Source organism: Pseudomonas sp., from assembly GCF_002796985.1.
Lineage (GTDB): Bacteria > Pseudomonadota > Gammaproteobacteria > Pseudomonadales > Pseudomonadaceae > Pseudomonas.
The window spans coordinates 189,628-216,462 of the sequence record NZ_PEKX01000009.1 but is presented as its reverse complement, the minus strand read 5'-3'; the positions used below and the strand labels follow the sequence as shown (position 1 = coordinate 216,462).

25 protein-coding genes are annotated in these 26,835 nt (G+C 65.0%); 8 read left to right on the top strand and 17 right to left on the bottom strand.

Annotated elements, in window-relative coordinates; translation table 11 throughout:
* Positions 1-83: 83 nt before the first annotated feature.
* Positions 84-1,034, bottom strand: a complete 951-nt coding sequence (locus tag CTR55_RS15345; protein WP_296287424.1) for an adenosine deaminase — start codon at positions 1,032-1,034, stop codon at positions 84-86.
* Positions 1,035-1,246: 212 nt separating this feature from the next.
* Here CTR55_RS15345 and CTR55_RS15340 point away from each other — a divergent pair, with 212 nt between their 5' ends.
* From CTR55_RS15340 to CTR55_RS15330, 3 genes are all read left to right on the top strand, one after another.
* Positions 1,247-1,753, top strand: coding sequence for a hypothetical protein (locus CTR55_RS15340; protein WP_296287423.1), 507 nt, complete (start codon positions 1,247-1,249; stop codon positions 1,751-1,753).
* Positions 1,754-1,871: 118 nt separating this feature from the next.
* Complete coding sequence (locus CTR55_RS15335) at positions 1,872-2,954, top strand: calcium:proton antiporter (RefSeq protein ID WP_296287422.1); 1,083 nt, start codon at positions 1,872-1,874, stop codon at positions 2,952-2,954.
* Between the two features lie 2 nt (positions 2,955-2,956).
* On the top strand, positions 2,957-3,460 hold the full coding sequence (locus tag CTR55_RS15330) for a nucleoside 2-deoxyribosyltransferase (protein WP_296287420.1): 504 nt from the start codon (positions 2,957-2,959) through the stop codon (positions 3,458-3,460).
* A 144-nt stretch (positions 3,461-3,604) separates the two neighbouring features.
* Here CTR55_RS15330 and CTR55_RS15325 read toward each other — a convergent pair whose 3' ends face one another.
* Both CTR55_RS15325 and CTR55_RS15320 read right to left on the bottom strand, forming a co-directional pair.
* Positions 3,605-4,630 carry an energy transducer TonB gene (locus CTR55_RS15325; RefSeq protein ID WP_296287419.1) on the bottom strand — a complete coding sequence of 342 codons (1,026 nt, stop codon included), beginning with the start codon at positions 4,628-4,630 and terminating at the stop codon, positions 3,605-3,607.
* Between the two features lie 85 nt (positions 4,631-4,715).
* Entirely contained in the window at positions 4,716-5,678 is a 963-nt protein-coding gene (locus CTR55_RS15320; RefSeq protein WP_296287418.1) for a CobW-like GTP-binding protein, read from the bottom strand.
* A 77-nt stretch (positions 5,679-5,755) separates the two neighbouring features.
* Between CTR55_RS15320 and CTR55_RS15315 the strand changes: the two genes are divergently transcribed.
* A complete protein-coding gene (locus CTR55_RS15315; RefSeq protein ID WP_296287416.1) occupies positions 5,756-6,112 on the top strand; it encodes an NADH:ubiquinone oxidoreductase in 357 nt (118 codons plus the stop codon).
* Between the two features lie 176 nt (positions 6,113-6,288).
* Here CTR55_RS15315 and CTR55_RS15310 read toward each other — a convergent pair whose 3' ends face one another.
* From CTR55_RS15310 to dksA, 3 genes are all read right to left on the bottom strand, one after another.
* Positions 6,289-6,768: a transposase gene (locus CTR55_RS15310; RefSeq protein ID WP_296287415.1), complete on the bottom strand. Its 480-nt coding sequence runs from the start codon at positions 6,766-6,768 to the stop codon at positions 6,289-6,291.
* Between the two features lie 96 nt (positions 6,769-6,864).
* A complete protein-coding gene (gene zigA, locus CTR55_RS15305) occupies positions 6,865-8,055 on the bottom strand; it encodes a zinc metallochaperone GTPase ZigA (RefSeq protein ID WP_296287991.1) in 1,191 nt (396 codons plus the stop codon).
* Positions 8,056-8,108: 53 nt separating this feature from the next.
* Positions 8,109-8,513: an RNA polymerase-binding protein DksA gene (dksA, locus tag CTR55_RS15300; protein ID WP_296287414.1), complete on the bottom strand. Its 405-nt coding sequence runs from the start codon at positions 8,511-8,513 to the stop codon at positions 8,109-8,111.
* A 150-nt stretch (positions 8,514-8,663) separates the two neighbouring features.
* Here dksA and CTR55_RS15295 point away from each other — a divergent pair, with 150 nt between their 5' ends.
* Positions 8,664-9,065 (top strand): hypothetical protein, encoded by a 402-nt coding sequence (locus CTR55_RS15295; protein WP_296287413.1) that lies wholly within the window; start codon positions 8,664-8,666, stop codon positions 9,063-9,065.
* Positions 9,066-9,133: 68 nt separating this feature from the next.
* Positions 9,134-10,021, top strand: coding sequence for a GTP cyclohydrolase FolE2 (folE2, locus tag CTR55_RS15290; protein ID WP_296287411.1), 888 nt, complete (start codon positions 9,134-9,136; stop codon positions 10,019-10,021).
* Here folE2 and CTR55_RS15285 read toward each other — a convergent pair.
* The gene (locus tag CTR55_RS15285) at positions 10,018-10,494 is read right to left on the bottom strand and encodes a GNAT family N-acetyltransferase (protein ID WP_296287410.1); all 477 of its coding nucleotides are present in this window, start codon (positions 10,492-10,494) and stop codon (positions 10,018-10,020) included. The genes folE2 and CTR55_RS15285 overlap by 4 nt on opposite strands.
* Positions 10,495-10,624: 130 nt before the next feature.
* Positions 10,625-11,809, bottom strand: a complete 1,185-nt coding sequence (gene cfaB / locus CTR55_RS15280) for a C17 cyclopropane fatty acid synthase CfaB (protein WP_296287409.1) — start codon at positions 11,807-11,809, stop codon at positions 10,625-10,627.
* Positions 11,810-12,191: 382 nt separating this feature from the next.
* Between cfaB and CTR55_RS15275 the strand changes: the two genes are divergently transcribed.
* Entirely contained in the window at positions 12,192-13,664 is a 1,473-nt protein-coding gene (locus CTR55_RS15275; RefSeq protein WP_296287408.1) for an MDR family MFS transporter, read from the top strand.
* Positions 13,665-13,677: 13 nt separating this feature from the next.
* Here CTR55_RS15275 and CTR55_RS15270 read toward each other — a convergent pair whose 3' ends face one another.
* From CTR55_RS15270 to CTR55_RS15235, 8 genes are all read right to left on the bottom strand, one after another.
* Positions 13,678-14,982: an MFS family transporter gene (locus CTR55_RS15270; RefSeq protein WP_296287407.1), complete on the bottom strand. Its 1,305-nt coding sequence runs from the start codon at positions 14,980-14,982 to the stop codon at positions 13,678-13,680.
* A gap of 532 nt (positions 14,983-15,514) precedes the next feature.
* A complete protein-coding gene (glmS, locus tag CTR55_RS15265; RefSeq protein WP_296287405.1) occupies positions 15,515-17,350 on the bottom strand; it encodes a glutamine--fructose-6-phosphate transaminase (isomerizing) in 1,836 nt (611 codons plus the stop codon).
* A gap of 15 nt (positions 17,351-17,365) precedes the next feature.
* Complete coding sequence (locus CTR55_RS15260; protein ID WP_296287403.1) at positions 17,366-18,136, bottom strand: DeoR family transcriptional regulator; 771 nt, start codon at positions 18,134-18,136, stop codon at positions 17,366-17,368.
* Positions 18,137-18,370: 234 nt separating this feature from the next.
* On the bottom strand, positions 18,371-20,284 hold the full coding sequence (locus CTR55_RS15255; RefSeq protein ID WP_296287402.1) for a diguanylate cyclase: 1,914 nt from the start codon (positions 20,282-20,284) through the stop codon (positions 18,371-18,373).
* Positions 20,281-21,153 carry an endonuclease/exonuclease/phosphatase family protein gene (locus tag CTR55_RS15250; protein WP_296287399.1) on the bottom strand — a complete coding sequence of 291 codons (873 nt, stop codon included), beginning with the start codon at positions 21,151-21,153 and terminating at the stop codon, positions 20,281-20,283. Before CTR55_RS15250 ends, CTR55_RS15255 begins: the two co-directional genes overlap by 4 nt.
* 12 nt (positions 21,154-21,165) lie before the next feature.
* On the bottom strand, positions 21,166-21,807 hold the full coding sequence (locus tag CTR55_RS15245) for a thiol:disulfide interchange protein DsbA/DsbL (RefSeq protein ID WP_296287398.1): 642 nt from the start codon (positions 21,805-21,807) through the stop codon (positions 21,166-21,168).
* Between the two features lie 168 nt (positions 21,808-21,975).
* On the bottom strand, positions 21,976-22,581 hold the full coding sequence (locus CTR55_RS15240; RefSeq protein WP_296287397.1) for a c-type cytochrome: 606 nt from the start codon (positions 22,579-22,581) through the stop codon (positions 21,976-21,978).
* 47 nt (positions 22,582-22,628) lie between these two features.
* Entirely contained in the window at positions 22,629-22,919 is a 291-nt protein-coding gene (locus tag CTR55_RS15235; RefSeq protein WP_017521244.1) for a c-type cytochrome, read from the bottom strand.
* Between the two features lie 180 nt (positions 22,920-23,099).
* Between CTR55_RS15235 and yihA the strand changes: the two genes are divergently transcribed.
* Positions 23,100-23,762 (top strand): ribosome biogenesis GTP-binding protein YihA/YsxC, encoded by a 663-nt coding sequence (yihA, locus tag CTR55_RS15230; RefSeq protein WP_296287396.1) that lies wholly within the window; start codon positions 23,100-23,102, stop codon positions 23,760-23,762.
* A 277-nt stretch (positions 23,763-24,039) separates the two neighbouring features.
* Here yihA and polA read toward each other — a convergent pair whose 3' ends face one another.
* A complete protein-coding gene (gene polA / locus CTR55_RS15225; protein WP_296287394.1) occupies positions 24,040-26,790 on the bottom strand; it encodes a DNA polymerase I in 2,751 nt (916 codons plus the stop codon).
* Positions 26,791-26,835 lie beyond the last annotated feature (45 nt).

The following is a 26,835-nucleotide window of genomic DNA, read 5'->3' as shown; positions in this document are numbered from 1 at the left end:
AGCCGGCACGATCGGCTCCCTCTCCCCCTGGGAGAGGGCTGGGGTGAGGGGTAGGCCCCGCAGCGGAGCCACCCCCTGGACCTTCACTTCACCAACCGCGCATCCAGGCTGTTCTGCGCCAGCCGCTGCGCCTGCTCCTTGGTCATCCCCAAATGCTCGTGCAGCGCCTGGAAGTTCTCGGTGACGTAGCCGCCGAAGTACGCCGGGTCGTCCGAATTCACCGTCACCTTCACGCCGCGTTCGAGCATGTCGAGGATGTTGTGCTCGCGCATGTGGTCGAACACGCAGAGCTTGGTGTTGGACAGCGGGCAGACGGTCAGCGGGATCTGCTCGTCGATGATGCGCTGCATCAGGCGTTCGTCCTCGATGGCGCGCACGCCGTGGTCGATGCGTTCGATCTTGAGCAGGTCCAGGGCTTCCCAGATGTACTCCGGCGGACCTTCCTCGCCGGCATGGGCGACCGTGAGGAAGCCTTCGCTGCGGGCGCGATCGAACACACGCTGGAACTTGCGCGGCGGGTGGCCGACTTCGGAGCTGTCCAGGCCGACGGCGATGAACGCGTCGCGGAACGGCATCGCCTGCTCCAGGGTCTTGAACGCCTCGTCCTCGGACAGGTGGCGCAGGAAGCTGAGGATCAGGCCGTGGCTGATACCCAACTGCTTCTCGCCATCCTTGAGCGCGCCCTGGATACCGCGCAGCACCACCTCGAAGGGAACGCCACGGTCGGTGTGGGTCTGCGGGTCGAAGAAGGGTTCGACGTGGATGACGTTCTGCGCCTTGCACTTCTCCAGGTACGCCCAGGTCAGGTCGTAGAAGTCCTGCTCGGTGCGCAGCACGTCGGCGCCAGCGTAGTAGAGGTCGAGGAACTCCTGCAGGTTGTTGAACGCATAGGCCTTGCGCAGGCTCTCGACGTCGCCCCAGGGCAGGGCGATCTTGTTGCGCTCGGCCAGGGCGAAGAGCAGCTCGGGCTCCAGCGAACCTTCGAGGTGCAAGTGCAGTTCGGCCTTGGGCAGGGCATTGAGCCATTCGTACATGGGTGAGGTCTCGTTATGGGTGGGTCAGGCGCCCGCCATTGGCACACAGGCTGGTCCGATAAGCCATTCGAAGCGAGGCGGCCGGCACGCGCACATCCATTGCTCACAGCACCGAGAGACAATTCTGACTGAAAAGACAGAACACCGCGAAATCTTCCGCCCGGCTGCCTTCCTAAAATCGATGGTCCCCCTATCAGCCGACGGTTCCGACCATGAACAGAACACTGGCAGCTCTGCTGCTACCGCTGGTGCTTGCCGCCTGTGGCGACATTCCCGATCTGATTTACAACCAGCAGGTCAGCTCAACCTTTTCGCAAAGCCGGGAGCAGTTCGCCAAGGATCACCTGAGCTTCCTGGGCGGCAACTTCGACATCCGTTCGCAAAGCGCCCGGGACCTCAAGCTCGAGCAGTTGCGCAAACACATCGAAGAACTTGAGCTCGCCCTGGACCGGGTGGAAACGCTCAGGCACAGCGACGATGCCGACCGTTTCTCCCGACACCTCAGTGGCTACTACGAGCTGCAGGTCGGCTATTACCAGAACCTCAGGCGCTACATGAAGGCCAGCGACAAGACCAAGAAGGAGGGCATCGCCCAGGAGCTGAAAGCCTCCTATGTGCTGCTCAGCGCCGCGCCGGAGCGGATTCTGCTGTCGCAGAAGAGATTCCTCGAGAAGGCCGGGCTGACACCTGAGGCCACGACGCCTGACGCCAGCTCCTGACCCACCGGACCGGTCTTCCGCTGGCCACCGGCCGCAGCGCGGCGCCCCCGCGCTGGCAGGCCCCCGGTGCATTGCCTAAGATGGCGCACTCGCCCTCTAAGGCAATGGACATCCCTCGATGCTGCGTTCGCTCAAAGACGAAAAATTCCTCCTCTTCGCCCTGCTGGTGGCGGTCGCGGTCTACCCGCTGGAGCACAGCCTGCTGGGCGGCGGCAAACTGCTCGCGGGGATCGCCGCCAGCGCGCTGCTGGCGGTGATCATCGGCGTGTCGCTACGGGTGGCCCACCACGCCGAGATCCTCGCGGAGAAGGTCGGCGAGCCCTACGGCACCATGATCCTGACCCTGGCGGCGGTGCTGGTGGAGGTGGTGATCCTGGCGATCATGATGGGCCACAACCATTCCCCGACCCTGGCCCGCGACACCATCTACGCTGCGGTGATGCTCGACATGAACGGCATCCTCGGCCTGGCCGCGCTACTGGGCGGCCTCAAGCACGGCGAGCAGTCGTATAACGACGATTCGGGCAAGACCTACGTGACCATGATCCTCACCGCCGTGGGCATCTCCATGGTGGTGCCGGAGCTGATCCCGGCCGAGCAGTGGAAGCTCTACTCGTTCTTCACCATCGGCTGCATGGTCATGCTCTACGCGTTGTTCCTGCGCATGCAGACCGGCCAGCACAGCTACTTCTTCAGCTACAACTACGCGACCCACGGCGAGCAGGGCGAAGGCCACGAGACGCCAGGCAGCAGCCAGCAGTCCATGGCGCTGCTGGTGGTTGGCGTGGTGCTGATCGGCGCGCTGGCCGAGGTGATGTCCAAGGCCCTGGACATTGGCCTGGAAGGCAGCGGCGTGCCGCCCATCGTGCCGGCGCTGCTGGTGGCGGCGATCTCCGCCAGCCCGGAAATCCTCACCGCCCTGCGCGCCGCGCTGGCCAACCGCATGCAGCCGGTGGTCAACATCGCCCTGGGCGCCTCGCTGTCCACGGTGATCCTCACCGTGCCGGTGATCGAAGCCCTGGCGCTGTTCAAGGGCCAGCCGATCCAGATGGCAATGACCCCGCTGCAGACCGGCATGATGTTCATCACCCTGATGGTCGCCGGCTTCAACCTGCATGACGGCAAGACCAACGCCATCGAGGGCATGACCCACTTCGTGCTGTTCGCCACCTTCCTGATGTTGTCGTTCATGGGACTCTGACCATGCTCAAGATCTACCTTGCCGGCCCCGATGTGTTCCGCCCCGATGCCTTTGCGCAGGGCGAGCGACTCAAGGCGCTGTGCACCGAATTCGGCCTGCAGGGCCTCTATCCGCTAGACCATTCGGTGCCCGAAGGCATCACTAATCCCCCGGAGCAGGCACTGTGGATCTACCAGGCCAATCTCACCCTGATCGCCGAGGCGGACGCGGTGCTGGCCAACCTCAACCCCTTCCGCGGCACCGAGCCGGACAGCGGCACGGCCTTCGAACTGGGCTACGCCGCCGCGCTGGGCAAGCCGCTGTATGGCTACATCGATGAAGGCGGCAGCTGCGTCGAGCGTCTGCCTTGCGAATGGCAAGGCGAGGAGCCGGGCCGCGACCGTGATGGCAACCAGATCGAAAGCTTCGGCTTGCCGCTGAACCTGATGCTCGGCGTGCCGGTGCGCATCGCCGTCGGCGGAGCGCGCGAAGCGCTGGAGCTGGTGCGGGAAGAATTGCTCTCGTAGAGCGGACTCCGTCCACGATGGTTTCCGGCGCGATGCGGGCCTATCGCGGACGGAGTCCGCTCCTACGCAAAGTCACGCCCCGGTCAATCGACGGTCACAAAAAACGCGCCCTGAGGCGCGTTTTTTATTGCTGGCAGGAAGCGGTCAGCGACGGCCCTTGAGCTTGAAGAAGAACACCTTGGTCGCCTGGCGGGCAACGATCTGGCCACCGCTGACACGGGGTTCGAAACGCCATTTGTCCATGGCATCGCGCACGCTGCGCTCGAAGACGCGGGGCGGGGTCGATTCAAGGAACTGGATGTCGGTGATCCGGCCATCGCTGGTGATGGTGAACAGCACCTTCACGTGTCCTTCGATCTGCTTCGACTGAGCCACGCGTGGATAGGCCGGGGCGTCCATCCGCAGCGGCTTGATGTCGCTGTCATTGAGGCTGCCGGTGGGCAGGCCCGCGGGACCTTGGGAGCCAGTCGGCGCGGATTGCGCACCGGGGGTGGACTGGCCAACGGTCGGCGCCGCGGGCGGCGGCGGGGCGGCCGGGGTCGGTGGCGCGGCGGCTTCCTCGGCGGGCTCTGGGTCCAACTCGGGCTTGGGTTTCGGCTTGGGCTTGGGCGAGACCTTGGGCACGGCCTTCTCGACCGGCTTGGGTTTGGGCTTGGGCTTTTCTACCGGCTTGGGCGGCTCGACCGGTTTGGGCGGCTCGGGTTCCGGCGGTGTCGGCACCGGCGCGGCAGCCGGCGGTTGCTGCACCGGCTCGGGCTTGGGCGGCAGGGTGACGACGCTCACCTGCATGGCCTTGGGCATTTCACCCGCGCCCAGATTCAGCTCGGCCGGGCTGGGCATCACCCAGACCAACGCGGCGACAATCGCCACGTGCATACCGATCGCCAGCCCGGAGGGCTTCCACCAGCCACCAGAGGGAGGCGGCTGATCGCCGTCTTCCACGCCTTCGACCGGCGCGGCATAGGGAATCAGGACCTCTTCGGGGACTACTTCCTCGTCGCGACGGGGGCCCGCGCAACTGACGAGACGCAGGTTGGCCTCATTGGCGCGCTGGGCGTTCACGCTGGGCAAATGGGCACCGTCATCCGCCGTGGCGGAAGTGAACAGCTGTTCCTCAGCGCCCACGACTGGACTTACGTCCGCCGCTTTGCGCGGTTGAGATAACGACATGAGAAAGCCTGCGGGAAGAGTTCACGAAGCAGTATCTGCTGATAATTATTATCATTCACTAGTTACGCGAGGGCAACCTCCTCTGTCAGGTCGGTGCGATGGCGCAGCGTAAAAGGCCGTCCTGCAAGGCCTGTGGATCGAGTTCAGCCGCCAGGATCAGCTCTATCCGGCTGTCCTTGCGCCAGGCGCTGGGTGTCCAGGGCGCCGGACCAACGGTACGGTTGCACGCCAGCCAAGCGCCCTCACCCTGTAACACGGCCTTGGCCCGCAACAGGCCGGGAAGCCCGGCCAGCCAGGCGTCCAGCTCGGCCGTGCGAAAGCGCCAGTCGCGATGGAAACGCCAACCGACCGCCTGTCGACCGTCTTCGACCCGCACCTGGCGCAACGGCAATTCGCGGCGGAGCAACATTGCCGGTTCGCCGGCCGAAGCGCCCTGCGGCAAATCAGCGCCTGCCTCTTCAACGGTCGTCGCCGGGAGCTCGCTCAACGACAAACGGCCTTGAGTCGTCCAGCGCAGCGGCACCTCAGGCAGGCGAGCCGCGAGGGCGACCCGTGCGAGGTCATCCAGCGATTCGGATTTGTTCAACAACAGCATCGCCGCCTCACCCAGCGCCAGTTGCTGCGCCTCGGGCAGCGGCTGCCCGGCGGCCAGCGCAGCGGCATCGAGCACCATCACCAGCGGTTGCACAGCCAGCACGCCCTGCCATGGGGCGGCGCGCAGTTGCGCCAGGAGCTGCGAAGGGTGGCCGAGGCCGGAGGGCTCGATAAACAGCCGCTGCGGCCTGGCCTTACGCAACAGGCGAGCGAGGCCGACCTGGAACGGCGCACCGTTCACGCAGCACAGGCAGCCACCGGCAACCTCGCCCAGCGCGATGCCTTCCTCGTCGCGGGACAGCAGCGCGGCGTCCAGGCCGACCTGGCCGAATTCGTTGACCAGCACGGCCCAGCGCTCGCCTGCGGGGCGTTGCGCCAGCAGCGATTGCAGCAGGCTGGTCTTGCCTGCACCGAGAGGGCCGGCGATGAGATGAGTCGGGATCTGCTTCAACATTCGCCCATGGTGCCGCCTGACGCTCGCCGGGAAAAGCGCTAGAGTCGCGGCTTCCTCATGCCACCCTCGGATCGACCATGCGCCTGTTGCTGCCCCTCACCCTCGCCTGCCTGCCCCTGCTCGCCCATGGCGAGGCCTGCGTGGTGCACACCCAGGGCAAGGACGTCGACGTGAAGGTCTGCCAGCAGAACCGCACCATCCCGGAAAAACTCTTCCGCGAGGGCTTCTGCCAGCCACAACTGAAAGACCAGAAGGTTGAGGTGACCTACGCCGAAAACTGCCCCAGCGGCGCCTTCGGTGTTTGCGAGAACGCCCAGACCCAGGGCGTGCCCTACCGCCAGGACATCCATTACTACGGTGTGGCCAGCGATGCACGCATCCTCCAGCCATTCTGCGAGAACCAGAGCAACGGCCACTGGCGCAAACCCCAGTAGCCGTCATCGCCCTGTCACACGGCTCGGGCTTACTGTCGCTGGGTACCTCACACCCTCTCGGCACCCCACGCCGAACATGATCTTGGTGAATTGGGCCACTCACCCCGGGTGGCCTATTTTTTTGCCCGCACTCCATGGCTGACCCTCGCGTAGGAGCGGACTCCGTCCGCGATTGCTCACCGCCACTTCGCGTTCCAGAAGGGATAATCCCCAACCCGCCTGACCAATCCCGCTCGTATCGGGTTGGCAACGATGTAGCGCGCGGTGGATAGAACTTCCGCCTCATTGCGCAAAGCATGATCGTGATATCCCGCAGCCCATAGCGCTCCTCGCCGCCCATGGACCTCATTGAAGTGACGAGCGCTGACTGCCTTCAACCGTCCCACACTGATGTGCAGAGATTCGCCAACGCCTAACTGCAGCAACCAATGCACGTGATCGGACATCAGCACCCAGGCCAGCAACTGGTTTTCCCCTAGTGCAAGCCGGGTATCGAAGCAACGGGCGACGGTGCAGCCCATGGGGAAGTCCGAGAACAGCGGTTTTCTCTGCAGGGTCGTCGTGGTCAGCAAGTAGATCCCACCGGGAATCGAGGCTCTGCCCTTGCGCAAGGCCTGGTGTCCCTCATGCCAGGAAGGCTCCCTGGGTCTGCTCATGGATCAACCTCCGTGCGGAGGCATGACTATCGCGGACGGAGTCCGCTCCTACACGGCGGTGTGGTCCGGAGTGCTTGTGGGTGATTTCGGATGCTGTCAGGCGCCAGCCTCCCAAGGCTCGAAGGGATCGGGCAGGCGTTTCCACGCGGTGGTGCCGGCGGCCATCTCTTCATCATCCAGCAGGCAATGGTCCAGCTCGGCGAACAATTGCGGGAAGTCCAGGTTCTGGCCGATGAACACCAGTTCCTGACGGCAATCGCCGCTGTCTTCGTGCCAGTGGCGCAGCACGCCCTGCAACTCGGTGGTGTCCTGCGGCCAGTGTTCACGCGGGACGAAGCGCCACCAGCGCCCGGCCAGGCCGTGGCGCATCAGGCCGCCGGCCTGGGACCAGTTGCCCGCCTCGCGGTAACGACTGGCGAGCCAGAAGAAGCCTTTGGAGCGCAGCAGCCGGCCATTGCTCCAGGGCTGGGCGAGGAAGTCATGGAAGCGCTGCGGGTGGAACGGCCGGCGCGCCCGGTAGACATCCGAAGAGATGCCATAAGCCTCGGTCTCCGGCAGGTGCTCGCCGCGCAGTTCCTTGAGCCAGCCCGGCGAGCGCTCGGCGCGCTGGAAATCGAAGCGGCCGGTGTCGAGGATGCGCGCCAGCGGTACCTGGCCCATGACCATGGGTTGGATGTCCGCGTCGGGGTTGAGCCGGCGCAGGATGGCCAGCAATTCGTCACGCTCGGCACTGCCGATCAGGTCGATCTTGCTCACCAGGATCACGTCGGCGAACTCCACCTGTTCCACCAGCAGGTCGCTGAGCGAGCGCTCGTCGTCCTCGCCGAGGGTTTCGCCGCGTTCGGCGAGGCTGTCCGCACCCTGGTAGTCGGCGAGGAAATTCAGCCCGTCGACCACCGTGACCAGCGTGTCCAGCCGCGCCAGGTCCGACAGGCTGCGGCCCTGCTCGTCGCGGAAGGTGAAGGTCTCGGCCACCGGCAACGGTTCGGAGATGCCGGTGGATTCGATCAGCAGGTAGTCGAAGCGGCCCTCGCTGGCGAGGCGGCTGACCTCTTCCAGCAAGTCCTCGCGCAGGGTGCAGCAGATGCAGCCGTTGCTCATCTCCACCAACCGCTCCTGGCCACGGTTGAGGCTGACATCGCGCTGCACCTCGCGGCCGTCGATGTTGATTTCGCTCATGTCGTTGACGATCACCGCGACCTTGAGGTCCTCGCGGTTCTTCAGCACATGGTTGAGCAGTGTGCTCTTGCCGGCGCCGAGGAAGCCGGACAGGACGGTGACAGGCAGTGGTGCTCTGGTGGATGTATTCAGGGGGCTGTTCACGGGTGGGCTCCAGAAAGTCAGGCGACGCGGACGTGCAGTTCGCGCCGTTCCTGGCGCTCCTTGGCCTCGATGCACAGCGAGGCGGTGGGGCGCAGCAGCAGGCGGCGCAGGCCGATCGGTTCGCCGGTTTCCTCGCACCAGCCGTATCCGCCCCGGGTCAGGCGTTCCAGCGCCTGGTCGATCTTGTCGAGCAGCTTCTTCTCGCGCTCCAGCAGGCGCAGCTGCCACTGGCGCGCCTCCTCGCGGCTGGCGACATCGGCCTCGTCGCTGGCCCGCTCGCCGTCCTGCAGCGCCTGGACTTCCTCTTCGATGCGCCCCTGCAACTGATCGCGCTGGTCCAACAGCAGTGCGCGGAAATAGCCCTGTTGCGCCTCGCTCATGTAGGCCTCGCCGGGCTGGGCGAGCAGTTCCTGTTCGGTCATGGTCGTCTCCGCAAGAGAGTGATCTTTTATGTTATATTATAACAATCCATTCTCTGCAATTGAGAGCTCGCCTTGGAGAGCTCGCAATCGACAATCGTCTTTCGACGTGGGATACCGATGCTCCGCTCCAGCTGCCCGCCGAGACCTCCGATGCTGCGCCGCGCCCTGCTGCTCTGCCTGATCGCTCCCTTTGCCCACGCCAGTGGCTCCACGCCATTGCCATTTCCCGGCGAGGAGCCGGCACGCTGCGCCTGGTCGGCTTCCGTGCTGGCCTGCATGGACGATTCGGGGAATCTCTACAGCGCCGCTACCCATGGCCACGACACCTACCTGCGCGGCTTCGAGGCGAGCAGCGGGCGGCGCTGGGCGCAGACCGGCACGCGCTACGGCAGCCTGACTTTCTTCAGCGGAGTAACCAGCGACGGCCAGGTATGGGTCGGCACCAGCCGTGGCATTGGCTGGACCAACATCAGCCGTTTCAGCAGCTCTTCGGGCGACAGCGCGCGGCTGACCTGCGGCCGGGTCAGCGGTTGCAAGCAGCAAGAACGCTGACGAGCCCATTGCGGGATCGTCGGGAAGTAATTACGTTATGTTATAACAACTTTGACCGTGACCCTCCCATGACCGCCCTACTTCCCGATATCGCCTGCCAATCCACCCGCCTGCCCATTTCGCTCGACTGGGTCGGCATGCAGGGCATCGCCGTGCCGCTGCGTATCGCTGGCGAGCGCATCGCCGCCTTCGCTGACGCCGGCGTCAGCCTCGACGAAGCCGAGGCGCGCGGCATCCACATGTCGCGCCTGTACCTGGCGCTGGAAGTGCTGACGGAGGAAGAGCTTTCATCGGAGCTGCTGCATCAGGTGCTGCGGCAGTTCCTGCGCAGCCACGCGCAACTCTCCCGACGCGCCAGCCTGGCGCTGCGTTTTGAATTGATGCTGCGGCGAGCGGCGCTGGTCAGCCCACTGAGCGGCTGGAAGCGTTACCCCTGCGAGGTTCACGCACAACTGGAAGACGACGTCCTGCAACTGGAACTGCGCCTGAGCCTGCCCTACTCCTCGACCTGCCCGTGCTCGGCGGCTCTCGCGCGCCAATTGATCCAGGAGCGCTTCGATAGCGACTTCGCCGCTCGCCCGCTGAAAGCCAGCGAGGTCCGCGCCTGGCTCGGCAGCCCGCAGGGCATTCTCGCCACGCCACACAGCCAGCGCAGTGAGGCGCGCCTGAGTGTGCAATTCGATACGGCGGCGCAGACGTTGCCCTTCAGCGCGCTGATCGACCAGGCCGAAGACGCCCTCGGCACGGCCGTGCAGACCGCTGTCAAACGCGCCGACGAGCAGGCCTTCGCCCTGGCCAACGGGCAGAACCTGATGTTCTGCGAGGACGCCGCGCGCCGGCTGCACCGGGCATTACTGCAACGCGACGACGTAGCAGGCTTCGAGGTGCGCGTGGTGCATGCGGAAAGCCTGCACGCCCACGATGCGGTCGCGGTGAGCCGCTGGGTGCGCGGCTAGGCGCCGAGGTCCAGCGCCAGGCGGATCTGGTCGCGGCACTGGATGCCGTTCTCGTAGATCGGCTCGGGATAGTGCCTCACGAAGTGATCTACCTCGATGCCAACGATGCGGAACCCCACCCGCTGGTACAGGCCAAGCTGGGCCAGGCTGGAATTGCCGGTAGCGATGGTCAGGCGCAGCAGTCCAGCCTCGCGTGCCTGTTCGATCGCCGCCAGCAACAGGCGTCGGCCCAGGCCGCGCTCCTGCCACTCGTCCTCCACCGCAAGGCTGGTGATCTCGGCAACACCGGGCTCGCGTGGAGTCAGCGTCAGCACACCGCGCACGGAATCCGCCTCGTTTAGCGCCAGCAGTCGGGAGTCGGGCAGGTAGCTCTCGATCTGCTCGCGGCTGGGGTCAGCCTTGAGCAGCAGCGACCAGGGCGCCTGCGTGGGCAACAGTTCGACGAGGGACAGGTCCGGGAAGAAATTCACCATGATTCATCTACCAAAGAGTCAGTGGGGAAAGGGGGTTTAGCTTCCCTGGCCCCTCGATGCAATCTTTTGGTCCACGTCGGAAACACATCGGACCCGCCAAGGAGGACTCGATGGGTATAAACCAGAAGGCTCAGGCGTAGATATCCCGCCGGCTCCAGGGTACTTCGTGGCCACCGTCCGCGTGCGGCTTGCTGGCGAGGATCTGATGCAGGTTGATCCAGCCCTTCTTGAAGCCGTAGGCGCAGCCGGCGAGGTACAGGCGCCAGATGCGCAGGGCCTGGTCAGGCACCAGTTGGGCCGCTTCAGCCAGCTTGGCTTCGAGGTTGGCGCTCCAGAAGTCCAGGGTGCGCGCGTAGTGCAGGCGCAGGCCTTCGACATCGACCACCTCCAGCCCCGCTTCGCTCATCCGGGCGACGGCCAGGGACAGGTGCGGCAGCTCGCCGTGGGGGAACACGTAGCGGTCGATGAAATCACCGGCGCCGCGCCCGACCGGACGCCCGTCGGTGTTGCTCGAGGTGATGCCGTGATTCATCACCAGCCCGCCCGGCCGCACCGCGTCGAACAGGTGCTGGAAGTAGAGGCCGAGGTTGGCGTGGCCGACGTGTTCGAACATGCCAACGCTGACCACCTTGTCGTAATGGCCGTCGCGCGGCAGGTCGCGGTAATCCCGCAACTCCAGCGTGACCTTGCCTTCAAGTCCCTCGGCCTTGACCCGCTCGCGGCCAAGCTTGAGCTGCTCTTCGCTGAGGGTGATGCCGTGTACTTCAGCACCGAACTCCCGAGCCGCCATGCGCGCCAGCCCACCCCAGCCGCAGCCGACGTCGAGCAGCTTCTCGCCCGGCTTCAGGCGCAGCTTGCGGCACAGGTGGCGCAGCTTGGCCAACTGGGCGGTGGCCAGGTTCTCGTTACCGGTCTCGTAGTAGGCGCAGGAGTACACCATCTCCGGGTCGAGCCAGAGCTGGTAGAACTCGTTGGACAGGTCGTAGTGGTAACGGATGGCTTCGGCGTCGGTGGCCTTGTCGTGGCTTTCGCGCACGTAGTCGGCATCGTCGTCGTCATCGCCCAGCGCCGCACTCAGGGCGTCGGCAGTGGCGATCACTTCCTGCATCGGCCCCTCGATGTCCATGCGGCCCTCCACGTAGGCGCGACCGAGGATATCGAGGCTGGGATGGGTAAACTCGGTCAGCAGCGTGGGATCGCGAATGACAAGAGTTACCTGCGGGTCGGGGCCGAGGTCAAACGCCTGGGCCTCACCGATGCGGATACGCAGCGGCAACTGCAGGGACAGCAACTCAGAGGGCAGATTGGCTTTCATGCGAACCTCCTGGTCACAGGGCTGAAAAACTATAGACCAGCTCCTCCATAGCCTTCGCCTATGGCCTGGCCCGCGGAAAACTATCGGGCTCCGACCGCAGCGGTGGGCCTGCCGGCTTCTTTGCAGTGGAGCGCTCCCCGGCGCAAAGCGTTCCACAGAAACTCGCGACAGGTCCCTTGCACCCAAGACTACGCTCGAAAGAATAGTTCGCTATGCAAGCGTAGCAGCCGCTATGCCACCTATCGTTGTCCGCCCTGAGATAGAGCCTTTCCTGCCTGGTAACGATGACGACGGCGTGACAGATCGTCGCTCCATTGCACTACACTGTGGCCCCCTCCGCGCGCATTCCGACCGGAGGACCGCTGCTGTGAAGGGGACCCTCTTGAATACCTATTCCGAGCCGCGTCCGGCGGTCCGCACCGTGCTGGTGGGGCTGATGCTGGCGATTTTCCTCGGCGCGCTCGACCAGACCATCGTCGCCGTGTCCCTGCCGGCGATCTCCGCCGGCTTCGGCGATTTCGACCTGCTCGCCTGGGTCATCTCCGGCTACATGGTGGCGATGACCATCTCCATGCCGATCTACGGCAAGCTCGGTGACCTCTACGGCCGCCGCGTGCTGATGCTCTTCGCCATCGGCCTGTTCACCGTCGCCTCGCTGCTCTGCGGCGCCGCCCAGAGCATGGAGCAACTGGTGTTTGCCCGCGTGCTGCAAGGCATCGGTGCCGGCGGCATGATGTCGGTGAGCCAGGCGATCATCGGCGACATCGTTCCGCCGCGCGAGCGCGGCCGCTACCAGGGCTATTTCAGCAGCATGTACGCGGTGGCGAGCATCGCCGGCCCGGTGCTCGGCGGGCTGCTCACCGAGTATCTGTCGTGGCGCTGGGTATTCCTGATCAACTTGCCGGTGGGCCTGGTCGCCCTCGCGGTGTCCCGCCGTACTCTACGTGGTCTGCCGGTGCCAGGGCGCAAGCCAGTGATCGACTACACCGGCACCCTGTTGATGATCGCCGGTCTGGGCAGCCTGCTGCTGGCAATCACCGAAGTCGGACAGGGCGCACGCTGGAGCGATCCGCAGATGCTTGCGCTATTCACCGCCGCGCTGGTGCTGATCGCACTGTTCGTCGCACAGGAACGCCGCGCACCGGAGCCACTGGTGCCGATGCACCTGTTCGGTATTCGCGCAGCCACCCTGAGCTGGCTGATCAGCTTCTTCGCCAGCTTCCAGGTCATCTCGCTGTCGGTGCTGGTGCCGCTGCGCTTCCAGTCGGTGACCGGCGCGGGCGCGGACAGCGCGGCGCTGCACCTGCTGCCGCTGGCCATGGGCGTACCGATCGGCGCGTACTGCTGCGGCCGTCTCACCGCGATCATCGGCCGCTACAAGCCACAGATCGTCGGTGGCGCCCTGTTGATGCCGCTGGCGATTGCCGGTCTGGCGCTGACGCCGCCAAGTGCGTTCGTCCTCTCGGGAATCTGCATGCTGCTCACCGGGATCGCTGCCGGCACACAGTTCCCCACCAGCCTGGTGGCGGCGCAGAGCGCCGTGGAGACGAAACACCTGGGTGTGGCGACCAGCAACATCACGCTGTTCCGTTCACTGGGCGGCGCGGTGGGGATCGCACTGATGTCCGCGCTGCTGCTGGCGATGCTGCAGCCGCTGGCGGGGGAAGCGGGTCACGGGCTGTCGGCCAGCGCGCTGCTGGCCAGCCTCAGCGGCGCCGGCCACGAGGCGCAGCGGCTCACGCTGGATGGGGTATTCGGGCACCTGTTCCTGATCAACGCAGGCTTCGGCGCCCTGGCCCTGCTGATCGCCCTGGCGCTGCCCGACCACGCACTGCGCGGCCGTGGCAACGATTGACGAAGGCGCGGGGTCAGTCCTCGTCGTTGAGGTAGCTGACCTTGCGCAAGTCCGGCAGCAGCAGGCAGACCAGCAGCGCCACGCCGCACATGACCGAAACGTAGAGGTAGAACACCTCCTCCATGCCGATGCTCTTCAGGCCCAGCGCGGCGTACTCGGCGGAGCCGCCGAAGATGGCGTTGCCTACCGCGTAGGACAGACCGACACCCAGGGCGCGGATCTGCGGCGGGAACATCTCCGCCTTGATCAGGCCGCTGATCGAGGTGTACAGGCTGACGATGGCCATGGCCGCGATGATCAGCACGAAGGCCATGTAGGGGCTACTCACGGCCTTCAACGCCGAAAGGATCGGCCAGGTGAAGAGCATCCCCAGGACGCCGAACCAGAGCATCGAAGTCTTGCGGCCGATGCGGTCGGACAGCGCGCCGAACAGCGGCTGCATGCACATGTAGCAGAACAGCGCGAAGGTCATGACACCACTGGCCACCTTCGGGTCCATCCCCGCGGTGTTCACCAGGTATTTCTGCATGTAAGTAGTGAAGGTGTAGAAGATCAACGAGCCGCCGGCAGTGAAGCCGAGCACGGTGAAGAAGGCGCGTTTGTGATGGGTGAACAGCTCGGTGAGCGTGCCCGATTCCTTGCGATTGAGGTTGGACTCCTTGGCCGTCTCGCTCAGCGAACGGCGCAGGTAGAAGGCGATCACCGCGGTGATCGCGCCGACCACGAAGGGAATCCGCCAGCCCCACTCGCGCAGCTCCTCGGTAGTCAGCAGTTGCTGCAGGATCACCACCACCAGCACGGCCAGCAGTTGGCCGCCGATCAGGGTGACGTACTGGAAGGAAGCGAAGAAGCCGCGCTGGCCCTTGAGCGCCACTTCGCTCATGTAAGTCGCGCTGGTGCCGTACTCGCCGCCCACTGACAACCCCTGGAACAGCCTCGCGAGCAACAGCAACCCGGGTGCCGCGACGCCGATACTCGCGTAGGTGGGCATCACCGCGATGGCCAGCGAGCCGCCACACATCATCAGCACCGAGATCATCATCGCGGTCTTGCGGCCCTTCTTGTCGGCGATACGGCCGAACAGCCAGCCGCCGATGGGGCGCATCAGGAAGCCAGCGGCGAACACCCCGGCGGTATTGAGCAACTGCACCGTCGGGTCGTCCGAAGGGAAGAAGGCGTGGGCGAAATACAAGGCAGTGAAGGCGTAGACGTAGAAGTCGAACCACTCCACCAGGTTGCCCGACGAAGCGCCGACGATGGCAAGGATGCGCGAACGGCGCTCGTGGGCGGAATACTGCGGTGCGGCAGGTGCGTTCATGGGGATTCTCTTGTCGTGAACTCTCTTGGCGGTACAGCTACATCCCGTCTCGATGGACGGAAATCCCTCTGCCGTCCCGTGTCCGCGTCTGACTGCAGAGCGCAGTTTTTCGCAGACACATTCGGAAACAGTATAGACACCTCCGATAGCCGGCTAACGAAATCCGTGGGATGGAACGGCTCTTTCGGTTCGAATATCGGACGGTTGTGAACGCGCGTTTGTCGTTTCCGATTGACCGGCCAGTAGCCAGCTTCTATCGTTGGCCCGCTCCCGGCCCTGCGGGAGACTTGTCAGGTACCCCTCGCAGGGCAGGAGTCCGACCTTGTCCACAAGACAAGGTCGATTTCCATTCCCCTTGTGTAGCGGCTCAAGCCGCCTGGCCTCGGTGCCCCGTCCACACCCCCGGACGTGCAGGCACCGGGGGAATGTTGATCTTCCCCCCGCCATCTCCCCCGAAATTCCAGCGCCCTGAAACGAAAAAAGGCCCCCGAAGGGACCTCTCTGTCGTCGCGCCTGCTCGATCGTGACGGGCTTACTCCACCGTCACCGACTTGGCCAGGTTACGCGGTTGGTCGACGTCGGTGCCCTTGAGCACGGCGACGTAGTACGACAGCAACTGCAGCGGCACGGTATAGAGGATCGGCGCCAGGCAATCGTGGATTGCCGGCATGCCCACCACATGGGTGCCCTCGCCATTGGCAATGCCGGTACCGCCTTCGGCAAATACCACCAGCTCTCCGCCACGGGCGCGGACTTCCTGCAGGTTGGACTTGAGCTTCTCCAGCAGTTCGTTGTTCGGCGCCACGGTGACCACCGGCATGTCGGCGTCGACCAGGGCCAGCGGGCCGTGCTTGAGCTCGCCGGCCGGGTAGGCCTCGGCGTGGATATAGGAGATTTCCTTGAGTTTCAGCGCGCCTTCCATCGCCACCGGGTACTGCGCACCGCGGCCGAGGAACAGGGTGTGGTGCTTCTCGGCGAACAGCTCGCTGACCTTCTCCACCACCTTGTCCATTGCCAGGGCTTCTTCCAGGTGTGTCGGCAAGCGGCGCAGCTCGCTTACCAGCTCCGCCTCGACGCCGTCGTTCAGGCGGTTCTGCACCTGACCAATGCCGAGTGTCAGCAGCAGCAGCGCAACCAGTTGGGTGGTGAAGGCCTTGGTGGAAGCCACGCCGATTTCCGGGCCAGCGTTGGTCAGCAGGGTCATGTCCGACTCGCGTACCAGCGAGCTGGTGGCGACGTTGCAGATCGCCAGGCTGGACAGGAAGCCCAGCTCCTTGGCGTAGCGCAGCGCAGCCAGGGTGTCGGCGGTCTCGCCGGACTGGGAAATGGTGACGAACAGGGAATCCGGGTGCACCGCGACCTTGCGGTAGCGGAACTCGCTGGCGACTTCGACCTGGCAGGGGATGCCGGTCAGGCTCTCCAGCCAGTAACGGGCGACCATGCCGGCGTGGTAGCTGGTGCCGCAGGCAACGATCTGCACGGTGCGCACCTTGGCCAGCAGCTCGCGGGCCTGCGGGCCGAAGTTGTCCACCAGCACCTGCTGGGCGCCCAGGCGACCTTCCAGGGTGCGCTGCACCACGGCCGGCTGCTCGTGGATCTCCTTGAGCATGAAGTGGCGGTAACCGCCCTTGTCGGCCGCCTCGGCGCCCTCGTGGTAGCGCACTTCCTCGCGCCGCACCGGGTTGCCGTTAACGTCCCACAGTTGCAGGCCGTCGCGGCGGATTTCGGCGATGTCGCCCTCTTCCAGGTAGATGAAGCGGTCGGTGACCTGACGCAGCGCCAGCTGGTCGGAGGCGAGGAAGTTCTCGCCGTGGCCCAGGCCCACCACCAGCGGGCTACCACTGCGGGCGGCGAGGATACGGTCAGGCTGCTTGCTGCTGATCACCGCCAGGCCATAGGCGCCATGCAACTCCTTCACGGCAGCCTTGAGCGCAACGGTGAGGTCGCCCAGCTCGGTCAGGCGCAGGTGCAGCAGGTGGGCGATGACCTCGGTGTCGGTCTGCGAGGTGAACTCGTAGCCACGCGCCTTGAGCATTTCGCGCAGGGGCTCGAAGTTCTCGATGATGCCGTTGTGCACCACCGCCACTTCACCATGGGAGAAATGCGGGTGAGCATTAGCCTCGGTGGGCGCACCGTGGGTAGCCCAGCGAGTGTGGGCGATGCCCAGGCGGCCAAGCAGCGGTTTCTCGGCGATGGCCTGCTCGAGGCTGGAGACCTTGCCGGCGCGGCGGCGGCGGTCCAGCGCACCGTCAGCCTGGATCACCGCTACACCGGCGCTGTCGTAGCCGCGGTATTCCAGGCGCTTGAGGCCTTCGACGAGGATCGGGGTGATATTGCGCTCGGCGATGGCGCCTACGATTCCACACATGGCTTGGTTCTCCTGTCAGTCTTCACAGCGCGCGCGGATCACTTTCACGCCGCGCGCCTGGATCAGTTCGAACGCTTCATCGCTCAGGCGTTCGTCGGTAATCAGGGTCTGGACGCTGCTCCACGGCAGTTCCAGGTTGGGAATGCGCCTGCCCAGCTTGTCGGACTCGGCCATGACGATCACCTCACGGGCGACCTCGGCCATCACTCGGCTCAGGCCCAGCAGCTCGTTGAAAGTCGTCGTGCCGCGCTCGAGGTCCAGCCCGGTGGCGCCGATGAACAGCTGATCGAAATCGTAGGAGCGCAGCACCTGTTCGGCCACCTGCCCCTGGAACGACTCGGAGTGCGGGTCCCAGGTGCCACCGGTCATCAACAGCACCGGCTCGCGCTCCAGCTCGCGCAGGGCATTGGCCACGCTCAGGGAGTTGGTCATCACCACCAGGCCGGGCTTGCGCCCCAGCTCCGGGATCAGTGCGGCGGTGGTGCTGCCGCTGTCGATGATGATCCGTGCATGCTCGCGAATGCATCCCGCCGCAGCCCGGCCGATAGCCTGCTTGTAGCGCGACAGGGGCTGGCTCGGCTCGGCGATCAGCTCATGGGGCATCGGCACCGCGCCACCGTAGCGGCGCAGCAGCAGGCCATTGCCTTCGAGGGCGGCCAGGTCCTTGCGGATGGTCACCTCGGAGGTGGCGAAGCGGCGCGCGAGATCATCCACGCTGACTTCGCCCTGTTCGACGAGCAGCGCCAGGATGTCGTGGCGACGTTGCGGTGTATTGCGTTTCGACATGAACGACAAAGTTTCGATTCGAAAGATAATTGCGCGAATCAAAACCTAATAACTTTCGTTCGTCAAGATTTTCTGGCGCAAACGGAAGGTTTTCCTGTAGGAGCGAGCTTGCTCGCGAATCGGCTCCATCCGCCCCACAAGAGCTGCATGCCCCGTAGGAGCGGACTCCGTCCGCGATGATCACCGGCAACGGCGGGGTTCGCGAGCAAGCTCGCTCCTACAAGAGCCGTCGCTTCAGTCGACTTCGAGGCGGTTACGCCCACCGCGCTTGGCACGGTACAGCGCCTGGTCGGCACGCTCGAAAACGCTGTCGGCGCGCTCGCCTTCGCGGAAGGCCGTGAGGCCCGCCGAGCAAGTGATGCTCAGGCGCTCACCCTTGAAGTGGAACGGGCAAGCCTCGATGGCGCCACGCAATACATCGAGCAACTGCTGCCCGCCCTCCAGTGGCGTGGCCGGCAGCAGCACGACGAACTCCTCGCCACCGTAGCGGGCGATGAAGTCGGTCTTGCGCACGCGCTTGGCCAGTTCGTTGGCGATGATCTTCAGCACCTTGTCTCCGGCCAGGTGGCCGAAGTCGTCGTTGATGCGCTTGAAGTGGTCGACATCCAGCACCGCCAACAGCAGGTCGCCGCCGTAGCGCTGCCAGCGCGAGACTTCCAGATCCAGGCGTTCGCTCAGGGCGGCGCGGTTGGGCAGGCCGGTCAGGGCGTCGGTCATTGCTTTCTGGCGCTGGTCCTCGATGTTGGCCTGGAAGGTCCGGGCCTCCTCTTCCATGCTGGAAACGCGCGTTACCAGCGACTGGATGCGTTCGCCCACTTCGCGCTCACGGACCTCGCGCTCCTCGCGGAAGCGGTCCATGGTGCCCACCAGACCTTGCAAGCGGGATTCCACGTTGCGCTTGAGGCCTTCCAGGTCGGTGGCCTCCAGCACGCTTTCCTTCAGGCCGCTGACCTGTTCGCGCAGAGTGTCGTCCAGGTCGCGGGCACTGGAACTGGAGCCGCTGTGGTTCTCCTGCACGGCTTGCAGTCCATCGAGGAAAGCGGCCAGACGATCATTGAGCTGATGCAGGTAGCCTTCGAACTCTCGCTGGCCGCTGTCGTTGAGCGACAGCACCAGCACCCCCAGGTCGTCCAGCACTGGCACCAGCTCGTACCAGTTGAGGCTGCCGTGAATGCGCGAGCGTAGCGCCTCGGCCTGGGGCTGCTGCGCGAGTGGCAGATGCATCTCGTCCAGCAGGTGCAGCAGGCTGGCCTCGATGTGCGGCGCCACGGCGCTGTAGCCAGGCTCCGGGCGTGGCGGCAGGGCGTAGGGGTCGCTGGCCTGGCGCGCCTCTTCCGGCGTACCGAACAGGCCCGGCGGCACCGGCAGGCTGTCGAGCAGCGCAGCCTCGTCGCGGCCGACAGGTTCCGCTACAGGCGTCTGGGTGATTGCTTCGGCCTGGGCAATGACCGGCTCGGCGACGGCTTCCGCGACAGCCGCCTCGACAGGAACAAGGGGCGGTGCTGCGGGCTGGGGGTTGGTGAGCGGCGGCGTATCCACCGCGGCTTCAGCGATGGGTACGTGCTCTGGTGCGACGACAGGTGTGGCAGGCGCCGACTCCGGTATTTCCGCCGAATCGCTGTCGCGGCCGCCAAACAGCCGTTGCAGGAAACCGGGGCGCTGCTCCGCCGAACCGTCACCGAAGTGTTCCAGCACCTGGCGCTGCAGGCGGCTCAGTTCGCTGAGCAGCACCGGCAGCTCGCGGGAACTGCTGGCGCGGCTGGGAATGTCCTTGGCCAGGCGCTTGAGCGGCTTGCGCACGTCACCCGGCATCTCCACCGACAGCAATTGCTGGGACAACTGGCTGAGGGCGGCGATGTTCTGCTCGATGCGCTGCTGGCGGCGCTGCTCGGAGTCGAGCACAGCCTTCTCCAGCTGCGGAATCAGCCGCGACAGGCCGGCGTCCATCTCGTCGCGGCGCAGCACCTCGCGCAGCTCCTTCATGCAGGCGTCTACCGCCTTGTCGCTGCCTTCGGCGGCCAGGCTGCTGCGCACCAGGCCGCGACGCAGCAGGTCGAGGCGGGCATCCCAGCGGCGCTCGAGCTTTTCCTGCTGCTCGAGATTGTCCAGGTACTTCTGTTTCCAGCGTTGGTCGTCGTCGCGACTCATTCAGGGGCCTCGCCGCGCAAGGCGAGCGACGAGGACGAACGCAGGGCATCCGGCAGGCGGATTTCCACGGCCACGGGCAGGTGGTCGGAAATCGGGTGCGGGAGGACACTGACGCGTTCCAGCGCCAGCTCGGAACTGAGCAGGATGTGGTCCAGGCAGCGCTGCGGGCGCCAGCTGGGGAAGGTGGCCTCGACCTGCGGGGCGATGAGCTGGAGGTCGCGCAGCGGCGAGCTTTCCAGCAGGTCGGTGGCATGGGTGTTCATGTCGCCCATCAGCACATGGTGGCGATAGTCCTGCAACAGCTCGCGAATGTAGGCGAGCTGGCGGGTACGGGTCCGCGCGCCAAGAGCCAGGTGCATCATCACCACGGCCAGCGCATCCTTGCCTTCACCGAAGCGCATGAGGATCGCACCGCGTCCGGGCGGGCCGGGCAGCGGGTGGTCCTCCAGGGCGGTGGGCTGCAGGCGGCTGAGCAGGCCGTTGCTGTGCTGGGCAAGGCGCCCGAGATTGCGGTTGAGCTGCTGGTACCAGTAGGGGAAGGCACCAAGCTGAGCCAGGTGTTCGACCTGGTTGATGTTGCCGGAACGGATACTGCCGCCGTCGGCCTCCTGCAGGGCGACCACGTCGTAATCGTGGAGCAGCTCGCCGATGCGCTGCAGGTTGGTAGCGCGCCCGGCGGCCGGCAGCAGATGCTGCCAGCCGCGGGTCAGGTAGTGGCGGTACCTTTCGGTACTGATGCCGACCTGGATGTTGAAGCTGAGCAGGCGGAGCCGGCCGTCGTCGGGCAGGCAGGCGGATGTCCCCTGGGCAGCATTCACCCGTGGGACGCAGGCCCCCGCGACGCGATCACGAGTCCGCCGGCGCAGCATCGTCGTCGGTCCTTACTGAGCGGCCTTGGCGGAGGCGCGCTCCTTGGCGATCAGCTGGTCAGCCAGCTGCAGCGCCTCGTCCGGGCCGCCGGCCGAACCGATGTCGAAGCGGTACTTGCCGTTGACGACCAGGGTCGGTACGCCGCTGATCTGGTAGGCCATCGCCAGCTTCTTGGCCTTCTCGACCTGGCCCTTGATGGCGAAGGAGTTGTAGGTGCTGAGGAACTTGCCCTTGTCGACACCCTGCTCGGCGACGAAGTCAGCCATTTCTTCCGGGGTGGTCAGCGCCTTCGGGCTGTTGTGCAGCTTCTCGAAGATCGCGTGGTGCACCTTGTTCTCCACGCCCATGGATTCCAGGGTCAGGAACAGCTGGCCGTGGATGTTCCACGCGCCGCCGAACATGGCCGGGATACGCACGAAGTGCACGTCGGCGGGGAGTTTCTCGACCCACGGGTTGATGGTCGGTTCAAAGGCATAGCAGTGCGGGCAACCGTACCAGAACAGCTCCACCACCTCGATCTTGCCGGGCTGGGAGACTGGGACGGCCTGGTTCAGCTCGGTGTAGTTCTTGCCAGTTTCGAACTCGGCGGCATTCGCGTTGAGGGCGAACAGGCCGGCGAAGGCAAGCGCGGCGGTGAAAATCAGGTTACGCATGGTTCACTCCTTGGCTGAGCGGAACCGCCGCGCTCGGGCGTGGCGGGATAAAGCGGTTTGACCGGAGGGGCTAGACGCGGTTCCAGCATTGTAGTGGCGGCGGATGCAAAAAAGGGTGGCCGAAGCCACCCTTTTTTTGACCTGGCGTTTCCGCCAGCGCAGGTGTGCTTAGTGCAGACCTTCGATGTAGCTGGAGACCGCAGCGATGTCCTTGTTGGACAGCTTGGCGGCGATGCTGCGCATGATCATGGCGTCGCCGTCGTTGGTGCGCTCGCCTTCGCGGAAGGCGGTCAGCTGCTTGGCGGTGTAGGCCGCGTGCTGGCCACCCAGGTGCGGGAAACCGGCTTCAGCGTTGCCCTGGCCTGCGGGGTTGTGGCAACCGGTGCAGGCCGGCATGCCTTCGGCGAGCTTGCCGCCGCGGAACAGGGCTTCGCCCTGGGCGACCAACTTGGGATCGGCGGCGCCGACGCTCGGGTTCTGGCTGGAGAAGTAGGCGGCGATGTCGGCCAGGTCTTCGTCGCTGAGGTTGGTCAGCAGGCCGGTCATTTCCAGAACGGTGCGCTTGCCATCCTTGATGTCGTGCATCTGCTTGAGCAGGTAACGCTCACCCTGCCCGGCCAGTTTCGGGAAGTTGGGCGCCATGCTGTTGCCATCGGCACCGTGGCAGGCACCACAGACAGCAGCTTTCGCCTGACCGGCCTTGGCATCGCCAGCGGCGTTCGCCACACCGACAAGACCCAGGGTCAACAGCAGACTCACGATCAATTTGTTCATCAGCTAATCCAATAACGGCTAAGGGTGAAAGAGTAAGGCCTGAGAAGTTACTTCGACATCCACTGGATAATTGTCTGGTAATCCTCGGCGCTGCAGTCGGTGCACAGGCCGCGAGGCGGCATCGCGTTGAAACCGTTGGTCACGTGTTGCACCAGCGTGTCCATGCCCTTGTCCAGGCGTGGCTTCCAGGCGGCGGCGTCGCCCTTCTTCGGCGCCATCGGCAACTGACCATTGTGGCAGGCGCCACAGGCTCTGTTGAACACGGCTTCCGGATCCTGGGCCGCCAAGGCGCTGGATGCCAGCGCGGCAACGATGGCTGCGAACAGCAATTTCTTCATGATTGTCCTCATCGCAGGGAACATCCACGTTCTTGTTTGCGCGGACTTCAACGTTCCCGTGTGGCTCGACCCTGGGGGATAAAGCGCACACAAAATCCGCGGCATTATATACTTCCAATGCCTAAACGGAAACGAAACCGCCCCCCGCGACACCGCGTCGCACCCGCTGCGAAGTTACCCATGTCCTCGAAGAACGCTACGAAAAACCCGATTCTCGGCCTCTGCCAGCAGGCCACCTTCCTCATTTCCGCCGCCAAGGTGAACCAGTGCCCGGAAGATTCCGGCCTGGAAGTCGCCTTCGCCGGCCGCTCCAACGCGGGCAAGTCCAGCGCGCTGAACGCGCTGACTCACGCCAGCCTGGCGCGAACTTCCAAGACCCCCGGCCGCACCCAGTTGCTGAACTTCTTCCGCCTGGATGACGAGCGCCGCCTGGTCGACCTCCCCGGTTATGGCTACGCCAAGGTGCCGATTCCGCTGAAGCTGCACTGGCAGCAGCACCTGGAAGCTTATCTCTCCAGCCGCAATGCGCTAGCCGGCGTGATGCTGATGATGGATATCCGCCATCCGCTGACCGATTTCGACCGCCTGATGCTCGACTGGGCCCAGGCCAGCCAGTTGCCGATCCACGTGCTGCTGACCAAGGCCGACAAGCTGGCCTACGGCGCGGCGAAGAACGCGCTGCTCAAGACCCGCAAGGAAATCCTCGATGGCTGGGGCGATGTCGCCACCCTGCAGCTGTTCTCCGCCCCCAAGCGCCAGGGCGTGGAAGAGGCACAGCTGGTCCTGGCTGCCTGGCTGGGTCTGCTGGATGAGGAAGAAGAGGAGGCCGGCGAGGAGGCCTGAGGCCAAATCGCAGGCAAAAAAAACCCCGAGCTTCGTATGGGGAGGGGGAAGTTCGGGGTTTAAGTCCGGACCGCTAGGGCGGGGTCCAGTAATCTGCCAACACTAAACACTGCAAAGGAGCATCGAAGGGCTTCACCAGCCATTCACGAGTTCTGACTCGGCTCTTCGCGGGAAAGTTCAGCGGGTCATGAAAGTTTTTTTCAGGCGGGTCCGAAAGCGCCTGAACAATCGCACCAGAAGGCCCGACTGGCGGGCCTTGTGACCGTTCGTCCAGTCGTCAGTGAGCCTCGTCCCAGTTCGCCCCCACACCGGCTTCGACGACCAGCGGTACGTCCAGTTCCGCCGCGCCGCTCATCAGCGGGCGAATGCCATCACGGACCTGATCGACCAGGTCTTCGCGCACTTCCAGCACCAGTTCGTCGTGTACCTGGAGGATGACGCGGGCATCGATGCCGCTCTCCTGCAGCCAGTTATCCACAGCCACCATCGCGCGCTTCATGATGTCCGCGGCCGTGCCCTGCATCGGTGCGTTGATCGCGGTGCGCTCGGCAGCCTTGCGCATGGCGCCGTTCTTAGAGGCGATTTCCGGCAGGTACAGGCGCCGGCCGAACAGCGTCTCGACGAAGCCCTGCTCGGCGGCCTGGGCGCGAGTGCGCTCCATATAGGCCAGCACGCCGGGGTAGCGGGCGAAGTAACGGTCGATGTAGGCCTGGGCTTCCTTGCGCTCGACGCCGATCTGCTTGGCCAGGCCGAAGGCGCTCATGCCGTAGATCAGGCCGAAGTTGATCGCCTTGGCGCTGCGGCGCTGGTCGGAGGTGACTTCATCCAGCGGCACGCCGAAGACTTCGGCGGCAGTGGCGCGGTGTACGTCGCGGTCGTGACGGAAAGCATCCAGCAGGCCTTCGTCCTTGGCCAGGTGGGCCATGATGCGCAGTTCGATCTGCGAGTAGTCCGCCGCCAGCAGCTTGTAGCCCTTGGCCGCGACGAAGGCCTGGCGGATGCGCCGACCCTCGGCGGTGCGGATCGGGATGTTCTGCAGGTTCGGGTCGCTGGAAGACAGCCGGCCGGTCGCCGCCACCGCCTGGTGGTAGCTGGTGTGGATCCGCCCGGTGCGTGGATTGATCTGCTCCGGCAGCTTGTCGGTGTAGGTGCTCTTGAGCTTGCTCATGGAGCGGTACTGCATGATCACCTTGGGCAGCTCGTAATCCTGCTCGGCCAGCTCGGCGAGGACATTCTCGGCGGTGGATGGCTGGCCGGTGGCGGTCTTGGAGAGAATCGGCAGGCCGAGCTTTTCATAGAGGATGGCGCCCAGCTGCTTGGGCGAGCCAAGGTTGAACTCCTGGCCTGCCAGGTCGTACGCCTGGCGCTCCAGGCCGACCATCTTCTCGCCCAGCTCGACACTCTGCTTGCCCAGCAGGTTGGCGTCGACCAGCGCGCCGTTGCGCTCGATGCGCGCCAGCACCGGCACCAGCGGCATCTCGATTTCGGTCAGGACTTTCGCCAGCGACGGGATGGCTTCCAGCTTCTGCCACAGGGTCTGGTGCAGGCGCAGGGTCACGTCGGCATCTTCGGCGGCGTAGGGGCCGGCCTGCTCCAGGGCGATCTGGTCGAAGGTCAGCTGCTTGGCGCCCTTGCCGGCGATGTCTTCATAACGGATGGTGCTGTGGCCGAGGTACTTCAGCGCCAGGCTGTCCATGTCATGACGGGTCGCGGTGGAGTCCAGCACGTAGGATTCGAGCATGGTGTCGAAGGCGATGCCCTGCACGGCGATGGGCGTCGAGGCGTTGGCCAGGACGTTCATGTCGTACTTGGCGTGCTGACCGATCTTGCGTTTCTTCGGGTCTTCCAGCAGCGGCTTGAGAGCCTTGAGCACGGCGTCGCGGTCCAACTGCGCCGGCACGCCCATATAACTGTGGGCCAGCGGTACGTAGGCGGCTTCGCCTTCCTTGACCGCGAAGGACACACCCACCACCTGCGCCTGCTGTGGGTCGAGGCTGGTGGTCTCGGTGTCGAAGGCGATCAGCTCGGCAGCTTCCAGCTTCTTTAGCCAGGCGTCGAACTGAGGTTGCTCCAGGACGGTCTCGTAGAGCTTCTCCGCTGTGGCAGCGGGGGCCTCTTCCAGCGCTAGCTGGGGGGTTCCAGCCTTGGCCGCCTGGCGTTGCAGATCATCCAGCCCGGTCTTGAACTCCAGGGTGCGATACAGCTCGGCCAGGGCCTCACGGTCCGGTTCGCCGGGGTGCAGGGCATCGATCTCGATGTTCAGTTCGACATCGCACTTGATGGTGGCGAGCTTGTAGGACAGGTAGGCCATGTCCTTGTGCTCTTCGAGCTTGGCCGGCAGGCCCTTGGCGCCGCGGATCGGCAGTTCGGGCACCTTGTTCAGGCTGGCGTAAAGCACATCCAGGCCACCACCCACGCCGGTGAGCAGGCCAAGCGCGGTCTTTTCGCCGACACCGGGTACGCCGGGGATGTTGTCGACCTTGTCACCCATCAGCGCCAGATAATCGATGATGAGCTCAGGACCGACACCGAATTTCTCCTTCACGCCATCCACGTCGAGCGTGCTACCGGTCATGGTGTTGACCAGCGTAATGTGCCCGTCGACCAGCTGTGCCATGTCCTTGTCGCCGGTGGAGATCACCACCGCCCGGCCGCCGGCCGCGCTCTGTCGGGCCAGGGTGCCGATCACGTCATCGGCTTCCACGCCTTCCACGCAAAGCAGTGGCAGGCCGAGGGCGCGCACGGTGGCGTGCAGCGGCTCCACCTGCACTCGCAGGTCGTCCGGCATCGAGGGGCGATTGGCCTTGTATTCGGCAAACATCTCATCGCGGAAGGTCCCGCCCTTGGCATCGAAGACCACCGCGAAAGGGCTGTCCGGATACTGCTTGCGCAAGCTCTTGAGCATGTTCAGCACGCCCTTCACCGCACCGGTCGGCAAGCCGCTGGAGGTCATCAGCGGCGGCAGGGCATGGAAGGCGCGATACAGATAGGACGAGCCGTCCACGAGGACGAGGGGTGCTTGGCTCATGAGGGGAATCAACCTTTTCAGAAGGGCTCGGGCTAAAATGTCCGT